The sequence below is a fragment of the Photobacterium proteolyticum genome (genome assembly GCF_001939735.1).
GTDB classification, from domain to species: Bacteria; Pseudomonadota; Gammaproteobacteria; order Enterobacterales; family Vibrionaceae; genus Photobacterium; species Photobacterium proteolyticum.
In genome coordinates this window covers 18324-34724 of sequence record NZ_MJIL01000046.1, presented here as the reverse complement: position 1 = coordinate 34724, position 16401 = coordinate 18324, and the positions used below count along the sequence as shown (strand labels likewise).

Annotated in this window: 19 protein-coding genes and 1 riboswitch; of the genes, 6 read left to right on the top strand and 13 right to left on the bottom strand. The window is 45.9% G+C overall.

Going from position 1 to position 16401, the window contains the following annotated elements; all coding sequences use genetic code 11:
- Positions 1-13: 13 nt before the first annotated feature.
- The 4 genes from cbiM to BIT28_RS03435 all read right to left on the bottom strand — a co-directional run bounded on the left by cbiM (position 14) and on the right by BIT28_RS03435 (position 2980).
- Positions 14-613 carry a cobalt transporter CbiM gene (gene cbiM, locus BIT28_RS03450; protein ID WP_075762248.1) on the bottom strand — a complete coding sequence of 200 codons (600 nt, stop codon included), beginning with the start codon at positions 611-613 and terminating at the stop codon, positions 14-16.
- A 249-nt stretch (positions 614-862) separates the two neighbouring features.
- A riboswitch (cobalamin riboswitch) is annotated at positions 863-1037 on the bottom strand.
- Positions 1038-1125: 88 nt separating this feature from the next.
- Positions 1126-1878, bottom strand: coding sequence for a metal-dependent hydrolase (locus tag BIT28_RS03445; protein WP_075762312.1), 753 nt, complete (start codon positions 1876-1878; stop codon positions 1126-1128).
- A 197-nt stretch (positions 1879-2075) separates the two neighbouring features.
- The gene (locus BIT28_RS03440) at positions 2076-2537 is read right to left on the bottom strand and encodes a methyltransferase family protein (protein ID WP_075762247.1); all 462 of its coding nucleotides are present in this window, start codon (positions 2535-2537) and stop codon (positions 2076-2078) included.
- 35 nt (positions 2538-2572) lie between these two features.
- On the bottom strand, positions 2573-2980 hold the full coding sequence (locus tag BIT28_RS03435) for a hypothetical protein (RefSeq protein ID WP_139310429.1): 408 nt from the start codon (positions 2978-2980) through the stop codon (positions 2573-2575).
- A 231-nt stretch (positions 2981-3211) separates the two neighbouring features.
- Here BIT28_RS03435 and BIT28_RS03430 point away from each other — a divergent pair, with 231 nt between their 5' ends.
- On the top strand, positions 3212-3436 hold the full coding sequence (locus BIT28_RS03430) for a YgjV family protein (RefSeq protein ID WP_075762245.1): 225 nt from the start codon (positions 3212-3214) through the stop codon (positions 3434-3436).
- 17 nt (positions 3437-3453) lie between these two features.
- Here BIT28_RS03430 and BIT28_RS03425 read toward each other — a convergent pair whose 3' ends face one another.
- The 5 genes from BIT28_RS03425 to BIT28_RS03405 form a co-directional block, all read right to left on the bottom strand.
- On the bottom strand, positions 3454-4545 hold the full coding sequence (locus BIT28_RS03425) for a hypothetical protein (protein ID WP_075762244.1): 1092 nt from the start codon (positions 4543-4545) through the stop codon (positions 3454-3456).
- Positions 4546-4618: 73 nt separating this feature from the next.
- The gene (locus tag BIT28_RS03420) at positions 4619-5671 is read right to left on the bottom strand and encodes a lipase family protein (RefSeq protein WP_075762243.1); all 1053 of its coding nucleotides are present in this window, start codon (positions 5669-5671) and stop codon (positions 4619-4621) included.
- A gap of 131 nt (positions 5672-5802) precedes the next feature.
- Positions 5803-6324, bottom strand: coding sequence for a GNAT family N-acetyltransferase (locus tag BIT28_RS03415; protein WP_075762242.1), 522 nt, complete (start codon positions 6322-6324; stop codon positions 5803-5805).
- Positions 6325-6393: 69 nt separating this feature from the next.
- The gene (locus BIT28_RS03410; protein ID WP_075762241.1) at positions 6394-6765 is read right to left on the bottom strand and encodes a GNAT family N-acetyltransferase; all 372 of its coding nucleotides are present in this window, start codon (positions 6763-6765) and stop codon (positions 6394-6396) included.
- 39 nt (positions 6766-6804) lie between these two features.
- A complete protein-coding gene (locus tag BIT28_RS03405) occupies positions 6805-7044 on the bottom strand; it encodes a hypothetical protein (RefSeq protein WP_075762240.1) in 240 nt (79 codons plus the stop codon).
- A 181-nt stretch (positions 7045-7225) separates the two neighbouring features.
- Here BIT28_RS03405 and BIT28_RS03400 point away from each other — a divergent pair, with 181 nt between their 5' ends.
- The 3 genes from BIT28_RS03400 to BIT28_RS03390 all read left to right on the top strand — a co-directional run bounded on the left by BIT28_RS03400 (position 7226) and on the right by BIT28_RS03390 (position 10694).
- Entirely contained in the window at positions 7226-7975 is a 750-nt protein-coding gene (locus BIT28_RS03400) for a LuxR C-terminal-related transcriptional regulator (RefSeq protein WP_075762239.1), read from the top strand.
- Positions 7976-8076: 101 nt separating this feature from the next.
- On the top strand, positions 8077-9957 hold the full coding sequence (locus BIT28_RS03395) for a DUF294 nucleotidyltransferase-like domain-containing protein (protein WP_075762238.1): 1881 nt from the start codon (positions 8077-8079) through the stop codon (positions 9955-9957).
- Positions 9957-10694, top strand: coding sequence for a 3'-5' exonuclease (locus BIT28_RS03390; protein WP_075762237.1), 738 nt, complete (start codon positions 9957-9959; stop codon positions 10692-10694). The genes BIT28_RS03395 and BIT28_RS03390 overlap by 1 nt, the downstream gene beginning before the upstream one ends.
- 50 nt (positions 10695-10744) lie before the next feature.
- On the opposite strand, the gene BIT28_RS03385 is transcribed toward BIT28_RS03390, so the two are convergent.
- The 3 genes from BIT28_RS03385 to BIT28_RS03375 all read right to left on the bottom strand — a co-directional run bounded on the left by BIT28_RS03385 (position 10745) and on the right by BIT28_RS03375 (position 14444).
- Positions 10745-12319 (bottom strand): BCCT family transporter, encoded by a 1575-nt coding sequence (locus BIT28_RS03385; RefSeq protein WP_075762236.1) that lies wholly within the window; start codon positions 12317-12319, stop codon positions 10745-10747.
- Between the two features lie 320 nt (positions 12320-12639).
- Complete coding sequence (locus BIT28_RS03380) at positions 12640-13296, bottom strand: Qnr family pentapeptide repeat protein (protein ID WP_075762235.1); 657 nt, start codon at positions 13294-13296, stop codon at positions 12640-12642.
- A 269-nt stretch (positions 13297-13565) separates the two neighbouring features.
- Positions 13566-14444, bottom strand: a complete 879-nt coding sequence (locus BIT28_RS03375; protein ID WP_075762234.1) for a LysR substrate-binding domain-containing protein — start codon at positions 14442-14444, stop codon at positions 13566-13568.
- 106 nt (positions 14445-14550) lie between these two features.
- Between BIT28_RS03375 and BIT28_RS03370 the strand changes: the two genes are divergently transcribed.
- On the top strand, positions 14551-14865 hold the full coding sequence (locus tag BIT28_RS03370) for a putative quinol monooxygenase (RefSeq protein ID WP_245823640.1): 315 nt from the start codon (positions 14551-14553) through the stop codon (positions 14863-14865).
- Positions 14866-14867: 2 nt separating this feature from the next.
- Positions 14868-15863 carry a Gfo/Idh/MocA family protein gene (locus BIT28_RS03365; RefSeq protein WP_075762232.1) on the top strand — a complete coding sequence of 332 codons (996 nt, stop codon included), beginning with the start codon at positions 14868-14870 and terminating at the stop codon, positions 15861-15863.
- A gap of 74 nt (positions 15864-15937) precedes the next feature.
- On the opposite strand, the gene BIT28_RS03360 is transcribed toward BIT28_RS03365, so the two are convergent.
- Entirely contained in the window at positions 15938-16300 is a 363-nt protein-coding gene (locus BIT28_RS03360) for a cupin domain-containing protein (RefSeq protein ID WP_075762231.1), read from the bottom strand.
- Positions 16301-16401 lie beyond the last annotated feature (101 nt).

The following is a 16401-nucleotide window of genomic DNA, read 5'->3' as shown; positions in this document are numbered from 1 at the left end:
TAACTCTGTGGCCTCACTGATAGGAAGACATTGCAAGGGACGGCCGAACCTTACAAAGCAGCTTTAACGCAAATGCTGATACGACACCCTCGATAACAGCAACAGGCAAGTGCCCTATCACTACTAGCTTGGCACTGGTGATAAACCCTTCACCAGACAAGGCCAGCGATAAAGCGACAAACAATGCCGTTAGCAACACCGCACCAAAACCGGCGGCAAACCCAAGAGCCACTGCAGGGAGCCGCCCCAGCCAAGGCCTGACGACTAAACCGATAACAATGGCCGGCAAAGCAATGTTGAGGCAATTGACCCCAAGGACAATGAGCCCGCCAAAACCAAAAAAGACGGCCTGGAGCACTAAGCCGATCAGCACGACAGGAAATGCAGCCCATCCTAACAACAGGCCTATCAGGCCATTAAAGATCAAATGGACACTCGTCGGGCCAAGTGGGATATGAATCAAGGAGGCAACGAAGAAACACGCGGCAAGTACCGCAGCCTGAGGCAACTTGTCGTCGGACAGGCTACGTAGACCTAAGCCGGTTCCCAGCACAGTAATGGTAATGCCGACAGCCAGCACTGGAGTTGAAAGAACGCCATCTACAATATGCATCCCCGCCTCCTAGTACTTGCTATCAATAGCGATAGTTTGGAGTCCAGTCACTAGCGTAATAAACAGTGAGTGCGTAACCACACTGATGGTGGACGTAAAGGCAAGAAAAACTAAAATGAAGGTCCGTTTCATATCAAATGCACGCTATACGTTAAGTAATATTTGCACTAGATATCAGGTATGAGAAAACGGTTGATAACACAGACGTGAGATCAACCCCTTCATCACTGAGTATTCCCGCCCAGTATCTAGAAGCATGTTTTGATAGCAGGTTTCCTGGCTTGCGTATAACAACGTATTACCCTCCTTCCCGAATAATCAGTGGTTCAAGGTAACACTCAACGCTTACAGTTGCGGGTACAGCTCAGGCCTTTAACCTGATTCCCTCTTAGCCGATTAAGGCACTATCATTAAAGCTGTGACAGTTAAGCACTTTTCTTAAAAATGGCACATGATGCAAATCAAAGTCGACAAACTTAGGTAGGTTCTATTGAGATTATAAACATTCGTGACTAGCGAGGTTGAATTGCATTGGTTGTAGACTCGACAACATCATCAAAAAACGCAGTGACATCTTCTCGATTGAGCCAATTCGGTTTAAGCCTAAAATCACTCCAGTCCGACAGTTGCTGCCAAGTGTCGTTCCAGGGCGGGCTATGAATCACAAGCACTCCTATCAGCAAAAACTGAAAAGTACTAATCACTGGATTACGGTTCGAACATAACTTGAATGCCGAGCCAAATGACATTTTAATTTTTCGGTTAGCAAGATCGACGCTGTATGCCTCATCAAGCAGCAAATGTACAAGACTTCCACCTAATAAAAAGAGCCCTGATAGCCAGCTCGTTTTTTCACTGTAGCCAAGCAAATAAACAAGGGAAGCACAGCCTAAACCGGAAACACTAATAAATGCCAATGAATGGCAGCAACCTCTGTGTACTGTCACTTTTTCCAGCAAAGCTTTTAGGTTATGGCGGATGGTCAAATAGCAAAAAAAAGCATATACGATCAACTCCAGCATTGAGACCATTCGGTAGATATGGCCAACAAAACTGAATGTGATCATTCCGCCGAAAAACCGAAATAAAGTACTCATCGAGGTGGAGTTGTCTGAATCAATATCCGGCAACAATCCACCCATGGTGCCAAGAAACATCAGCCATAAGGCAGTGATCGGTACGATATGCCCTGCCGATAATAATGCGGTAGCCGCCAAACTACTGGTTAGCGCGGCTGATCCAAGATGTACGTTGAAATTAGCCACAGAATTCACACTGAGCAAGGTTGTTGAGTACTTTTCAGCCTAGTACCTTTGAGCAACACACCTTGCCCCTTTAACTGGATAAATAACCAGTATTATGTCGTATTTCTTTTCGACATCAATGAAAATCAGAAACTTCAGGCGTTTAAGTGGCCAAGTGACGTTTTTTTGAGCGTAATTAACACTATGCTGACTTTTGTCTAAATCCAGCGACGCACTTTTCCTTTATACAGTACAAACTCATCTTGAAAATGTACTTCGAGAAACCGCTCTTCCGGTTCAATCTGGAAACGGTTCATATAAAGAATAAAACCCACGCAGAGTACCAGCGAATAAGCGCTTTGCAAAAAGATACCAAAGCCAACAAGCATTAGTAGAAATCCAAGATACATCGGATTACGAGTCACTCGATACACACCACTGTTTACCAATGTAGATGCGTCCTGCGGTTCCATTGGGTTGGCCGTGGTCCTGGCTTTTCGAAAAGCCAACACACCTGAAATAGCAATGATGGCACCAAGCAGGGTAATAATCACGGCAGCGAGTGTACTGCCAGTAGCGAATAGTGTCTGTTTAGGTAACTGTATTGATAGCAGCCACATTCCAATCGCAAACATCCCCATCAAAACAACGGGCGGTATTTTTAATTCCAACTTCCTCATAATCCTCTTCCATAATCATGACTATTCTCTGTTGCTCAGCTTAATATTTCCGTTCCGATCGCGACGGCTGAAACTATCCCGAAAAACCAAGCACTCATTGTCAGTTCCTCATAGGCGATAATAATATACTTGTTTTTCTCGTGAATGACTTCTGTCAGCTCTTCTATTGCCTGATGATAATAATTAATAATTAACTGTTCCCGGCTCGCAATATCATGCGCAGCCAGATCTCTTGTTGTTTCGCGTCCCTTGGGAAGCTCGATATGACCGCCAATTTTTAGCGCCAGTAGTGCATGCCCCCAGGCACAAACAACCGCAAACAAAGCAAGCAGCAGTGCCAGCAGTTTGATCCACTCAACCGGTAAGGCGGGCTGAAAAAAACTATCACTCTTAATCACAGTTACCGTACCGACGGCAGCGAGAATCGTAGTTAAGAATACCAACAGCCGAGAACACTGGCCCTCGCAATAAGCAAACCTGGCCAATTCTTCCGTGTACCTGTCTTTTAGATAATCTATCGTTTCAATGACATGACCTCCAACTTACTGTAAATAGAAGGGCTACCACTTAAACATAGACTACATCCCTGTGAGTAACTTCCAGTTGAGCCCCTTCACGCGATGAGATTTGTTCTAAAGTTAATGATATTCAGGAACGAATTGAAAAAAATAAGAATGGAATTATCAGACACCATCGGTTACGCGGCTTCTCTGCTGGTAGGAACGTCTTTGTTAATGGGTGATATGAAGCGGCTAAGATATATTAACGGGCTGGGATGCCTGCTGTTCGTCATCTATGGCTGGCAACTGGGCGCTTACCCAGTGGTGATCATGAACAGCTTCTGCATTGTCGTCAATCTCTACCATATTCATAAACTCTCGGCAAAAACGCCCGGCTAACTGGCCAGGCGATCGCGCTATTGGTTTGCTGCCTGTCGCAGAAATTCAAGCCGCTGTTGCTCTTCCGCACTCGGAGTATAGGGCTCCTGGCTGAGCGCAGATAAATCAAACGGTGCCAAGGGTATTGTATCTTGCTCGCTGATCCCGAAACTGGCTTTTTCACCAGGAAAGCCCGACATTTTTTCAATCACCCAGTCTTTTAACTGATATAAACCATCAGTTCCGGCTAAGACACTTTGATGGGCTTTTAACACCATCTCTTGCTCACCCTCTTCCAGCTTAGACTTTCCATTCAGTGCCGCTATCACCCCCCCTTGCTGACCATATAAATTGGCACGCACACGGTATATTCCCGCCTGCTTGATATCCAACTTGACGGGGATCAGCATATCCGCCCCATCCGATATCGGTTCATCGACAGAGACTAAACGGGCTGACGGTACAAAAAAATTAAAGTCCGTCGTCAATATGTCACTGCCCTGCTCGAAATCAATAGTTGCTTTAATGCGAATTTCCTGCGGCCAGTCCTGACTTGACATTACCTCTAATGTTTTGCGCTCAGTTTGTTCAACGGCCAACACCTGCTTGGTGGTCGGTTCATAAAACTCATAACGGATATTACTGATTGCCAGCTTGGTGTTTAAAGATACAACGACAGGCTCCGGATAGAAAAACCGAAATTTTGCCAGTGAAATTGAAGCCGTATGCGATCCGTCTAACACGGGCACCTCAACGACATTGAAATAGTTTGGCTCCAGGTAGCTCTTGCTCGAGGCTGAAATGGGTTTCGAGTAAGGAGGATATTGAATCTCAGCGGCATAGGCTGCAGATATTTGAGCCAACTGACGAGTCACAGGCTCAAGTTCAGGATCACTATCCTTCTTTTCAGCAGGATCAGGTTCAGCACTTGGTGTTGCTGAGCTTACTGCTTCGCTGCCAGCAGCTGCTATTATCGATGCCGAGCTGTCACCTGACACCATATCATCTTGCCCTGCTTCTAAGGATTGCGAAACGAATTGGCGTTCGTCCTTTGATGGTGTGGCCAACCAATAAGCCAGCACTGATGCCCCGACAATCACCGCAATTGCAACATGCTTGTTATTCTTCATAAAGGTTTCGCAATCAATAATATAAGTAATTACTTAGCAAGAGGGCTTATTACGGCCCCCTTGCTTCGGTCTATTAGTTGAGTAAATCAACCGCAAGTTGTGACATTGTCACCTTATCAGAGCCATCAACATAGCGATAATAGTTGCCTGTCAGCCAATACTTTTCATCTGTTGTATTCACCGTCAGCGTTTTACCATTAGTCAGCGTCGCTTGCTGATTAGCCGCTGTGACTTGCCCGCTATGTGAATTGGTGATCAACCCGCCATGGCTATAATCTTCACCCATTAATAATGGATAATGATCAGGCATGAAGTCACTGACACCACGCGACTGTGTCGCCAACTTGCCATCATAGGCAACGCTCATCGAACAACTATTAAAATCACCGGCCTGGCTTGCACCACACGTGGAGTGACTGGCAACAACACCGTCATCATGTCCTGGCAAAAAGCCTGCTGTTAAGTTGAAGTAGTCCGACCCATCACCGGTAAAGCGTACCCTAGGGATCCGACCATCCGGCAAAGGTGCCAGCTGGCGGGCATTCGCCACTTTTAGGTCATTCAATACACCGGTATTTGAGCTATTTGGGATTTCACCCAGCCATAACTTAATCGCCGATTTCAGCGCACCGTTGACCCAGCCGCTTCCTTCCGCCACATTGATTGCCAAGTCACCGAGCTCAGAGCCACCGCCAGCACCTGCAAAATCGAAGGTCGCCAGAACATTCAGCGGCTGAAGGCCGGCATTTTCCAACCAGTTAGCCTGGTTATCCAGCATATAGCGCGCAACAAGATCACCGGTTGAGTGAGTTACAAAAATACAGCCGTTGCGGCAAGTCTGGTTTTTCGATAACGCCTGTAGTTTCGGCCAGATATAATCTGACGAGATCTTACCCGCAACCCTTTCCTGAGACGGCCAATCAATACGATCATCGGCTTTCGCGAGCCAGAAATCGCGCCAATAATCAGCACCTTCTTGTTCGACGGCTTGACGACCAGGTTTTGTTTGCAATTGATCAGCCTGAAAACCGTGGATCAAAATGATAGGGTGCTCACCAATTGCCGCATGAGCGGAAAATGAGAGCGTAGCCAACGCTGCTAAGATACTCTTAGTTACTGTCTTCATTGTTATCATTTCCGTTGCATATGGAACAATGAAGAGTAGAAGCTCTAATTTGGTTCGGCAAATATGATGTCGGACCAGTGTCGAGTAATTATAAAAAGATCACATTATCAACAAGGTTGATGTGGCAAAAATCACCCATCCACCGGACAGGAAGGTGTATTCAATACCAATTGATAAAAACCCAAATCCAGCCAACGACCAAATTTAAATCCAGCTTGCTGAATCGTCCCCGAATGGGTGAAACCCAATCGCTGGTGCAAATAAATACTACCTTGATTTTCCATATCAATAGCGCCGATGATGGCATGGTAATCTTGCTGTTTAGCCCATTGAATAAGCTCTTTCATTAAGGCTTTACCAACTCCCCTTCCCCTGAAGTCCGGGTGAAGGTACACAGAGTGTTCAACCGTGTATTTAAACGCAGGCTGTTCACGAAATCGCCCATAGGTGGCAAATCCCATCAGCCGGCCATGTTCATCAATGGCCCCGATGACCGGATAATCGGCTTCTTCCTTGGATTTAAACCATGACACCATGTTATCCATTGTTCGCGGCTTATAATCATACAGCGCGGTTGAGTTAATTATCGCATCATTAAGAATGGTTAAGATCTCATTTGCATGAGAGTCAAAATTGCAGCTAATAAACTTCATATCCTTGAATAACTTCCTTTGTTCCACATCCTTCTAGCGCATTCAAGCTATCCCCATAATTCCATACGGTCAACATTCTTTTGCGTTACAGGGATCGAACAGGTGTGTCGAAAAGCGTCGATAAAGCACATCAGGGACGCCTTCTTCATTGTTACTGCCGTCACTAAAGGCAGCAGCAACAAAACCGTGATGCTCTATCCAGCCTGTCCCGTCTTGTTCTGACAAAGCACACAAACCTACAATTTGAGTATTCTCAACCGCTACCGTAACCCTATGGCAGGGGATAAGATACTCATTGATCCAGTTAAAAACAGCCTCATCACTGTGTACCAAAGGGGCAAATGGCAGTAGCTGCTTTCTTGAGGCCAGCATAACATCAGTCACCACCCTTACATCTGAAACCACCGCTGGACGCAGCGTAATATGGTCAGATGTTCCCATTATCGTCATCCCTGTTACTTCGTTTTATTCACTTGATAATTAGTTACTGTGTTCCATCTTGGCTCTTGTAGCCCACTGAAGAAACAAGGCTACCGGAAACGGAGAGATCAACACACCGCCTATCCCAATCAAGCTACTAATTGCCAGCATGCCGTTAACTGTCTGACCAACCTCCGTTGCCATTAACAATGCTATTCCTGCAATCACCATCAATAACCCCACCACATGGAGCACTTTGAACAACCGGATTAATGGGTACGCCTTATCTTCCTTTGTCATTATTATCGAGCTCTTCCATATTGCTGATTCTTTTATAAGGTCAATATTATCATTTTCAGCTCGATATGCTCATTCATTTACCCGCGCAATTCTTGATCACACCCTGCGCATAAATAATTGCAATACACTGATTCATCATTGATTCTTGTATTAATAGTGATCCTACCAGTGAGGGTTGTCCATGGAGCGGGTTCAATACTGGGTAAAAGAGCTACTGGAAGCTGGCGAATCCAGCGATGACTTGAATAGAATTGTCCGTAATATCGGCCAATATCTTGGTGCCGATATAAGTCTGTTATTCCTTGGTTCCCCTCCGCACAAAGGACAGCAGTGGATTCTCCATCACGGTATCGATAACAGCGATTTCGACTTTTATCTACGCCACTCACGAGATGATATTTATCTCCAGCATTATCTCGGCCAGTCGCTGACCGGCAATATGATAGCCCTACAGGAAATGTTACCTATCAAGCAAATTCGTGACGGCTGGTTTCTCGAAGAGATGATCCCCAGGATGGATGTTGATTATTCAATAAGCGGTATTTATCCCCTTTCGGACGGGAAAATATTATCCCTCTGCTTTCATCGCTACCATCAGCCTTTCCACCCCAGCTGTCAGCAATTCATGCAGCAACTCCTGGAGGCCCTTGCCCCATGGGGACAATTTTTTATCGCACGAAACACCCTGGAAAGCCTCTATGGCTCCGCACCAATATCCCGAGGCATGCTGAAGCTTCCTGATAACCTGACCCAAGCAGAGCATAATGTCGTGTCTTTACTTGCCCAAGGGTATGATGGCAGCGAAATAACCGCGATTCGCGGCGTTTCTAAAGAAACAACAAAATCGCAAATAAAAAGTATCTTGCATAAAACCGGATGCCGCCATCAGAATCAGTTGATAAACAAGATCTACTGTGGATTTAAAGAGTAAATTATCAGAGCTAACAAGCTGATAGTAAAAGCATATACAACGCAACCCTTGTATACTTACTGCTGAATATCTCTTATTAATCTCCTAACACGGGTCTTGCGATGGAAGCAGAACAGCTAGAAATACTTAGTTTTATCAGCCAGTTCCCTCCTTTTGATAACTTACCGGAAGAAAAGCAAAAACAGGTAGCACTACAAATCGAGGTATCCTATTACCGAGCCGGTACTATGATCTTCAGCTTAGGCGATGAGATTCACGACCTTTTCCTGATCCGAAGCGGAGCCGTCGAAATTTACCGCCGAAAGGGCGAGCTATATAACCGCATTGATGAGGGCGATCTGTTCGGTCAGATGGGCCTGTTGATGAACAACCGTGTCCGAATGCCAGCGAAAGCAATTGAAGATACACTGGTTTATTGTATTCCGGAGGACATGTTCAACAGCCTTTATGATGAATTCGATACCTTCGCCGACTTCGTCGAGGTCGAAGACAGCGCCCGGCTCCGTAATGTCGTCTCTACGCACACTGATGCCAACGATCTCACCACATCCAAGGTCCGAACCCTATTGACTCGCGATCCATTTCTCATCGCAAAGGACGAGTCAATTCAGGTCGCCGCGCAAACCATGGCAGAAGAAAGTACTTCTTCCCTATTGGTTACCGACCCTGAAGCTTCAGTAGATGATGAAGACAGGGATCACCTTGTCGGCATTATCACCGACAGAGACTTATGTACACGCGTTCTTGCCATGGGGATTGATGTTTCTACCCCGGTATCAGAAGTGATGACCACTGAATTAATCAGCCTCGATCACAATGCCTATGTATTCGAAGCAATGCTTACCATGTTGCGCTACAACGTCCATCACCTTCCAGTTCTGCGTAACAAGCATCCAATCGGGGTTATTGGTCTGACCGATATTGTACGGTACGAGTCGCAAAATAGCCTGTTATTGGTCAGTACCATTTTCCAACAGCAGAGTGTCGAAGAATTACAAACATTATCGGAGCAGGTAAAAGACTGCTTTGTCCGGATGGTCAACGAAGATGCCAACTCCCATATGGTGGGCAGTGCAATGGCCGTGATTGGCCGCAGTTTCAAACAGCGGCTGCTCGAGCTTGCCGAAGAAATTCAAGGGCCGCCACCTATTCCGTATTGTTTTCTCGCGCTAGGCTCTATGGCCCGCGACGAGCAGCTAATCGTAACCGATCAGGATAATGCGCTGATTCTCGACAACAGCTACGATGAAAAACGGCATGGCGAGTACTTTGCCCAGCTAGCAAAATTTGTCTGCGACGGACTCGCTGCATGCGGTTACAGCTACTGCCAGGGTGAGATTATGGCCACCAACCCGGAATGGCGTAAAACGCGCAAGGAATGGGAAGAGTGTTTCGGTGACTGGATTGATAATCCTAAGCCACAGGCACTGCTCAATAGCTCGATCTTCTTTGACCTGGATGGTGTATGGGGACGGGTGAAATGGGCTGAACAACTTAATAGCTTTATCATTCGAAGAGCCAGAAAGAATAACCGCTTCCTAGCTTGCCTTGCCCGCAACGCAATCAGCCGAACGCCACCACTTGGCTTTTTCAAAGATTTCGTGATGGAAAAAGACGGTCGCCACAACAACTCGATTAACCTAAAGCGTCGAGGAACAGCACCGCTGGCAGACTTGATCCGCGTTCATGCTCTCGCCGTCGGTTCTCGTTCGCAAAACTCATTCGAACGACTTGATGACATCATTGAAGCGGGAATACTACCGAAAGGACGCGGTCAGGACCTTCGAGATGCCATGGAGTTTATCTATATGGTTCGTATACGCCACCAGGCACTAGACGTCGAAGCTGAAACCGAGCCGGACAACAGTATCGAACCTGAAAACATGTCTGACTTTGAGCGCAGAAACCTCAAGGCAGCATTTCAGATCCTCAGTAATGCTCAGAACTTCATCAAGTTCCGGTATCAAGGCAACAGACGATAATGATAAAAGAAAAAAAGCAAAGACCACTGCTTGCCAATACAAACACACCTGACTGGCCGACTTTTTTTACGACCTTGCTTGATCAAGCTAAAGATTCTCGTCTGCAACAGTACTATTCTGCCGGCATGATCAGTGGTGATACACCACTAAAAGATGTTCCTTTTGTGGCACTGGACTTCGAGACCACCGGCCTTGACCCCAAAAGCGATGAAATCATTAGTATCGGGCTGGTTCCCTTTAACCTTCAGCGTATTCGCTGTAGAGAATCTGCTCACTGGGTCGTAAATCCGCACCGGCCTCTCGACGAGCAGTCGGTTGTAATCCATGGTATTACCGATTCAGATGTCAGCGATGCACCCGATCTGCTGCGTATTCTGGAGAAGGTACTCGATGCCCTTGCCGGAAAGATTGTCGTTGTTCACTATCAGAGAATTGAACGAGAGTTTATGAACAGTGCACTTAAGACACGTCTAAACGAGGGGATTCACTTTCCGGTTATCGACACCTTAGCGATTGAGTCTGCCATACAACACCGTCAGTTTGGTGGTTTCTGGAATCGGCTTCAAGGCAAGAGACCCGGCTCTGTGCGTCTGGGGAAGGCTCGTCAGCGCTATGGGCTACCAACCTATCAGCCCCATCATGCCCTCACTGATGCTCTGGCCACAGCTGAACTTCTGCAGGCACAAATTGCCTATCACTTCGATCCCGATACGCCGGTATCGGAGATTTGGTTGTAAAAAAAACGCCGCTATATTAGCGGCGTTTTTATAATCACTATGCTTAGCTATTAGCGATAACGTTCTGTACGGAAACCCATTATCAAGCTTACACACATCAGCAGCAGAATAATGGTAAACGGCAGTCCCGTTGAAATTGCACCCGCCTGAAGCGCTTCGATTGCCTGCGTACCACCGACATAAAGCATCACAGCAGCAATAGCACCTTCGATAGTTGCCCAGAAGATTCGCTGTGGCATTGGAGAATCAAGCTTACCACCAGCAGTGATGTTATCGATAACCAGTGAGCCTGAGTCAGAAGATGTTATAAAGAACACCATAACCAGTACGATTGCGATAACCGACAATACATTGCTGAAAGGCAGTGCTTCAAACATCTCATACATAGCCAGTGGAACCGACGTCAGACCGTTTTCGCCCAGGACACCAACACCATTAATAACCTGATCAATCGCCTGACCGCCAAATACTGACATCCAAAGAACGGTAACAAATGTCGGTACGATTAGAACAGCAATCATGAACTCACGAACAGTACGGCCCTTAGAAACACGCGCAATAAACATACCAACGAATGGTGACCAAGAAATCCACCACGCCCAATAGAACACAGTCCAGCCATGCATCCAGGTTTCGTCTTCACGGCCATGAGGATTACTTAGAGCAAAGAAGTTCTCGGCATAACCTGAAATAGTTGTCGGGATAGTCCCCATTGAGACGGCAAAACCAACCAAGGCAACAAATACCAAGAGCGCAACGGCTACCAGCATATTAATGTTACTTAGCAGTTTTACACCGCCATCGATACCACGAGCTACTGAGAACACCGCCAGCAGAGTGACGACCGCAATCACGCCTATCTGTAAAGTAATATCACTCTTAAAGCCCAGAACATGCTCGATCCCACTCGCAGCCTGTTGCGCACCAAGACCCAGAGAGGTTGCCAGGCCAAATAGCGTTGCCAACACGGCAAAAATATCAACAATATGACCGGCCCATCCCCAGACACGATCGCCTAACAGTGGGTAGAAGATTGAACGAATAGAAAGAGGCAAGCCTTTGTTGTACGCAAAGAAGGCCAGAGACAATGCAACCACGCCATAGATCGCCCAAGGATGGAATCCCCAGTGGTACATGGTAGCGCCCATCGCCAGCTTAGCAGCCTCAGGGGTGTTCGGTGTTACACCCAGAGGTGTTTCATACCAACCTGTGTAGTAGGCTACCGGCTCAGCAACACTCCAGAACATTAGGCCAATACCCATACCAGCGGCAAACAGCATCGATAGCCAGGAGACGCGAGAGTAATCCGTTTCAGCATCCTGACCGCCAATACGAATTTTACCGTATGGAGAGAAGATCAAAGCCAGGCAGAAGATGACAAAAATATTTCCTGACCAAATGAACAACGCATCGAAGTTATTTATGATGCTATTTTTTACCCCGTTCAGAGCTGTCTTTGCCGTTGCCGGATCACTGATCAAAACAGCAACCAAAAACAGGGCAATCAAGCCAGCACTCGTCCCGAATACCGGATTGTGAACGTCAAAACCCCATTTTTGGATGTTGTCTTGTCCAACTGTGTAATCAGTATTTTCTATACTGTATTTATCATGTTTACTCATCATTTAATCCTACTTGGCACAACATCTGCCAAGAATACTTAGTCCTATAAATAATATGTAAGTGCGTAGATCAAATCATTTATGTGGCTGAAGTGTCAAGTTTAATTGGAAATTACTGTAAAGTGGACAAGAAGCAACCAACAATTCTTGTTTACTTAGATAATTATTAACCATAGCAACAAAATAATATTTCGTGTTCTAATCAATTAGCAAAAACTGCTGCTTTCTTGCACCCAAAACAGCAGTAAAACAGACTCGGGAAAAGGTTCCAGACAGAAAGCCCTAAAACGAAAGAACGGCCTTGAGACCGTCCTTGAGAAAAACTAGGATGGAAGGACACAAAGCCCAAAAGGTTCAAGTAATTGCTCTTGCTGCCAGTCGCAGATCATGACCCCTTTCAGCTTCACTTTCCTCAGATCCAGACCTGTTAGATCTACGTGGCACAGATTACACTCCTCAATCACAAATTGGCCCCACTGTTCTTCGGAAAACTCACAACGACTTAAGTCAGAGCCCTTTAAAGAAGCATTCATTAGATTGGCACCATTCCAGCGATTTTCGAACAAATCACATTTCTCCAAACGCTGATTCTCAAAATTCGAGTATGACAAGTTACAGCCGGTAATGTACGCAGAGGAAAAGTAAGTATTATGAGTGATGTAATTACAAAAGTTCGCACGCGAAAAATTGCAGCCTTTCATATTACAGGTTCGAAATTCGATACCCAGACTGTGCGCACCAGTAAACAGCGCCATGCTCAAATCACAGTCTTTAAAACTGACATCTTTTAGTTTCGCATATTCGAACCGACAGCCTTCAATATCACCAGGTTCAATGAATCGACAATTGGTGAATGTAGCATCGGTCAAATCGGCTCGAACAAAACTACACCGATAGAAATTGCATTGATTGAACACCGAGCCGGCAAGGTCCGTATTCGAAAAGTCTTCCTCAGTAAATGTTGAACCAGATACGTTCATCTTTCTTACTCATCGCTAAAATTTGTTATAGCTTACTAAGATAAATGGATGAAAATCCAGAAAAAACACCTTTCAAAACTTATATTTTTAAAGCCTTTATAATCACCCCATAGAGAGCACTGTAAGACACACAGAGCTACGTTCTCTGCTCCATCGAACAGCGCCGCTATAAACAGAAAGGCGCTAGCCAAAACTCACTGAGGCGCATCAATAGCACAAACACTTTCTAATCACTTATAACAACAAAAACAGACATAAGAAACTCACGCTTACTTAACAAGTACCGCCAAGACAAAATCAACAAATGTTCGCGTTTTCAGGGGTAATTGCTTGCTTTTATAAAGCATATGAACAGGCATGGCTTTCGGCCGCTCGTCCTTAAGTACTTCGATCAAAACTCCGTCACAGAGTGCATCCGAAAGGATAAGACGCGGCTGCAGCACAACCCCCGCTCCTTTTTCTGCTGCAACCTTCAAAGCCTGACCACTATTGGATAATAACCGTGTATGCTGCCTGTCAAAGGCATGAGTTTCGATCCCCACGGCAAGCTGGGGCTGAATATCGCTATAACTAAAGCCCAGACAATGATGATTAACCAAATCAGCCTGAGAAACAGGCTCTCCCTTGTCCGATATATAATCGGGTGACGCAGCGAACAACATTTCATAGTCCGGTAACCGCCTAGCTATCAAGGTTGAGTCGGCAAGCTCCCCCACCCTGAAAACGATGTCGAACCTTTCGTGCATCGGATCGATCCTTGCGTTATCTACCACCAGCTCAATGTTGATATCGGGGAAATGATGCAGGAAGTCTGCTATCAAAGGGGCCAATACCAGATTGCCGTAAGTAACTGGCGAATTAATCCTTACCGTTCCTTTGGGCTTATTTTCAATTGTCTGAAGGTTGTTCTCAGCGTCTGCGATATCACTCAGAATCCTTTCGCACTCGACAAGATAAATTTGCCCGGCCTCAGTTAAAGACTGCTTCCGTGTTGTACGGTTTAACAGCTTAACCCCAAGTTGCGCTTCTAATGATTTTACATGTTTGCCAATCATTGTTGAGGATACCGAAAAATGCGTTGCGGCTTTGGCAAAGCTACCGTTTTGCGCCACATAGACAAATACCTGCATATTCTTCAACTTATCCACATTAGCAACCTATAGTTTATAAACATTAAACCAGATCATTGTTTATCAACCACAAGGAGTCAATTAAATTAGTTCTTGCCGTTCAATTACCCAATATGACTTTCTTATGCTGTCTGAAATGTTCAAACAAGGTCTGTTCATTACCGCAGAGCTTCACATTAAACCTGATGTTGACTTAGATAACGCCATCAGCGCGATACACCAGTTTTGCGATGAGATGAATAATGAGCCGGGGTGCTCTTTTGCTTTGGCGCTTCAAGATCAAAAAGAACCCAGAAAGATCATTTTCTGGGAACGTTATGAAGATCACGCTGCTTTTGAGCAACATTTTCAAGCCGACCATACCCAACGTTTTATTGCTGCAGGGCTAACTGATTTGGTTCAGGCATTCGAATCTAAACTACTCATCAAGGAGCTATAAGCATGTCTCAAACACTACAATGGGGGATCCTGGGAACAAGCTTTATCTCAGGCGTCATGGCCAATGCAATTCATAAAGAGGGAAATACCCGTATTCATGCTGTCGCAGGGAGAACCCTCCCTACACTTGAACAATTCGCACAAGACCATGATATCGCGACGGTGACATCAGACTTCGATGCTGTTATCGAAGATAGCAATGTCGATATTGTCTATATTGCCCTGCCTAACCACCTGCACCATGAATACATCATCAAAGCAGCCAACGCTGGTAAGGCGATATTATGCGAAAAGTCACTGTCTGTTGATATGGAAAAAACGGCTGAATCGCTGGCTGCCGTTGAACAGAACAACGTCTTCTTTATGGAAGGCTTGATGTACCTGCATCACCCATTCACCAGCAAGATCCTGGAGATGCTCGACAGTGGCATCATTGGTGAAGTACGTTCTATTCAAGGGCATTACTGTGCGTCCATCGTTCAGTTTGTCAATCCGGGCAGTAAAGGAGCATTGTACAACCTTGGCTGCTACCCAGCCTCACTGCTTCACCTCGTGATGCAGCACAGCTTTGGAAGCCAAATTTTCGACAATTACACCCTCACAGCCCATGGCCGCCGGGGGAATGACGGCAATATCTGTGAATCTGCAGCAACACTTCACTTCAACAATGGTGTTGTCTGCCAACTTCATACGGCAGAAGATTATGGCCTGCAAGCCGGCTTTACTATTCTCGGTACTGAAGGCTGTATACAGCTAAAATCAAACCCGTGGCTGCCTGAGGCTACTGGCAATCAGCTCATCATCCAAAAGTACGAACAACAGGAAGAGATTGTTGAAATTGATGCCGACGGCGATGCTTTCCTTTACCAAGTACGCAAGACTCGAGAATTCCTCGAAGCTGGTCTAAAACAAGCCAATCGCCCGGCAGCACTACCCACTGACTCCTACCAAATTATGGAGTTACTGACTCGCTGGGAACAAGCCACCGTCTGTAAGTAGTAGTACCAGATAACAATCATGCCCGATGCACTTTCGCATCGGGCATGAACATTTAACCATGATGATTTAGTAATCTATGCCTGGCTCGGTGTCGATATCTCCAGCACAATGCATTCCTGCTCGCACAAAAAGGGGCCATGTATTTCACCGGGCAGCCTATTGGCATAATGCCCCTGCTCTAGCCAGGTGCCGTTTGTCTGATCATAAAGTCGACCGGATACAATAAACACCTCTTCGGGGTAATCATGACGATTTCGACCAAACGGTGTGGTATCTGCCCCCGCCTTGAAGCGGGTCAAACGGGTATAGTCACCCGTCGAGTCATCCATGCTTAATGTCACTTGCTCTATCATGCCATCGGTTCCATCGAGCACTTGCCAACGGTTGCGACTCGATTCTGCCAGAACATTCCAATATTTTACTGCCCGCTTTGTCATAGGCTAGCCTCCCTGCTTTTTTTACTCTTATCTATATAACAAATGTAGAGCAAAAATCTTCAACTACCCTAACTAAAACCAATATGGTGAACAGCGTCTCA

Bases quoted from the DNA above. Each gene is read 5' to 3' on its own strand.
- cbiM (WP_075762248.1), bottom strand. From the start codon at position 613: ATGCATATTGTAGATGGCGTTCTTTCAACTCCAGTGCTGGCTGTCGGC.
- BIT28_RS03440 (WP_075762247.1), bottom strand. From the start codon at position 2,537: ATGAGGAAGTTGGAATTAAAAATACCGCCCGTTGTTTTGATGGGGATG.
- BIT28_RS03430 (WP_075762245.1), top strand. From the start codon at position 3,212: ATGGAATTATCAGACACCATCGGTTACGCGGCTTCTCTGCTGGTAGGA.
- BIT28_RS03425 (WP_075762244.1), bottom strand. From the start codon at position 4,545: ATGAAGAATAACAAGCATGTTGCAATTGCGGTGATTGTCGGGGCATCA.
- BIT28_RS03420 (WP_075762243.1), bottom strand. From the start codon at position 5,671: ATGAAGACAGTAACTAAGAGTATCTTAGCAGCGTTGGCTACGCTCTCA.
- BIT28_RS03415 (WP_075762242.1), bottom strand. From the start codon at position 6,324: ATGAAGTTTATTAGCTGCAATTTTGACTCTCATGCAAATGAGATCTTA.
- BIT28_RS03410 (WP_075762241.1), bottom strand. From the start codon at position 6,765: ATGGGAACATCTGACCATATTACGCTGCGTCCAGCGGTGGTTTCAGAT.
- BIT28_RS03405 (WP_075762240.1), bottom strand. From the start codon at position 7,044: ATGACAAAGGAAGATAAGGCGTACCCATTAATCCGGTTGTTCAAAGTG.
- BIT28_RS03400 (WP_075762239.1), top strand. From the start codon at position 7,226: ATGGAGCGGGTTCAATACTGGGTAAAAGAGCTACTGGAAGCTGGCGAA.
- BIT28_RS03395 (WP_075762238.1), top strand. From the start codon at position 8,077: ATGGAAGCAGAACAGCTAGAAATACTTAGTTTTATCAGCCAGTTCCCT.
- BIT28_RS03390 (WP_075762237.1), top strand. From the start codon at position 9,957: ATGATAAAAGAAAAAAAGCAAAGACCACTGCTTGCCAATACAAACACA.
- BIT28_RS03385 (WP_075762236.1), bottom strand. From the start codon at position 12,319: ATGATGAGTAAACATGATAAATACAGTATAGAAAATACTGATTACACA.
- BIT28_RS03380 (WP_075762235.1), bottom strand. From the start codon at position 13,296: ATGAACGTATCTGGTTCAACATTTACTGAGGAAGACTTTTCGAATACG.
- BIT28_RS03370 (WP_245823640.1), top strand. From the start codon at position 14,551: ATGCTGTCTGAAATGTTCAAACAAGGTCTGTTCATTACCGCAGAGCTT.
- BIT28_RS03365 (WP_075762232.1), top strand. From the start codon at position 14,868: ATGTCTCAAACACTACAATGGGGGATCCTGGGAACAAGCTTTATCTCA.
- BIT28_RS03360 (WP_075762231.1), bottom strand. From the start codon at position 16,300: ATGACAAAGCGGGCAGTAAAATATTGGAATGTTCTGGCAGAATCGAGT.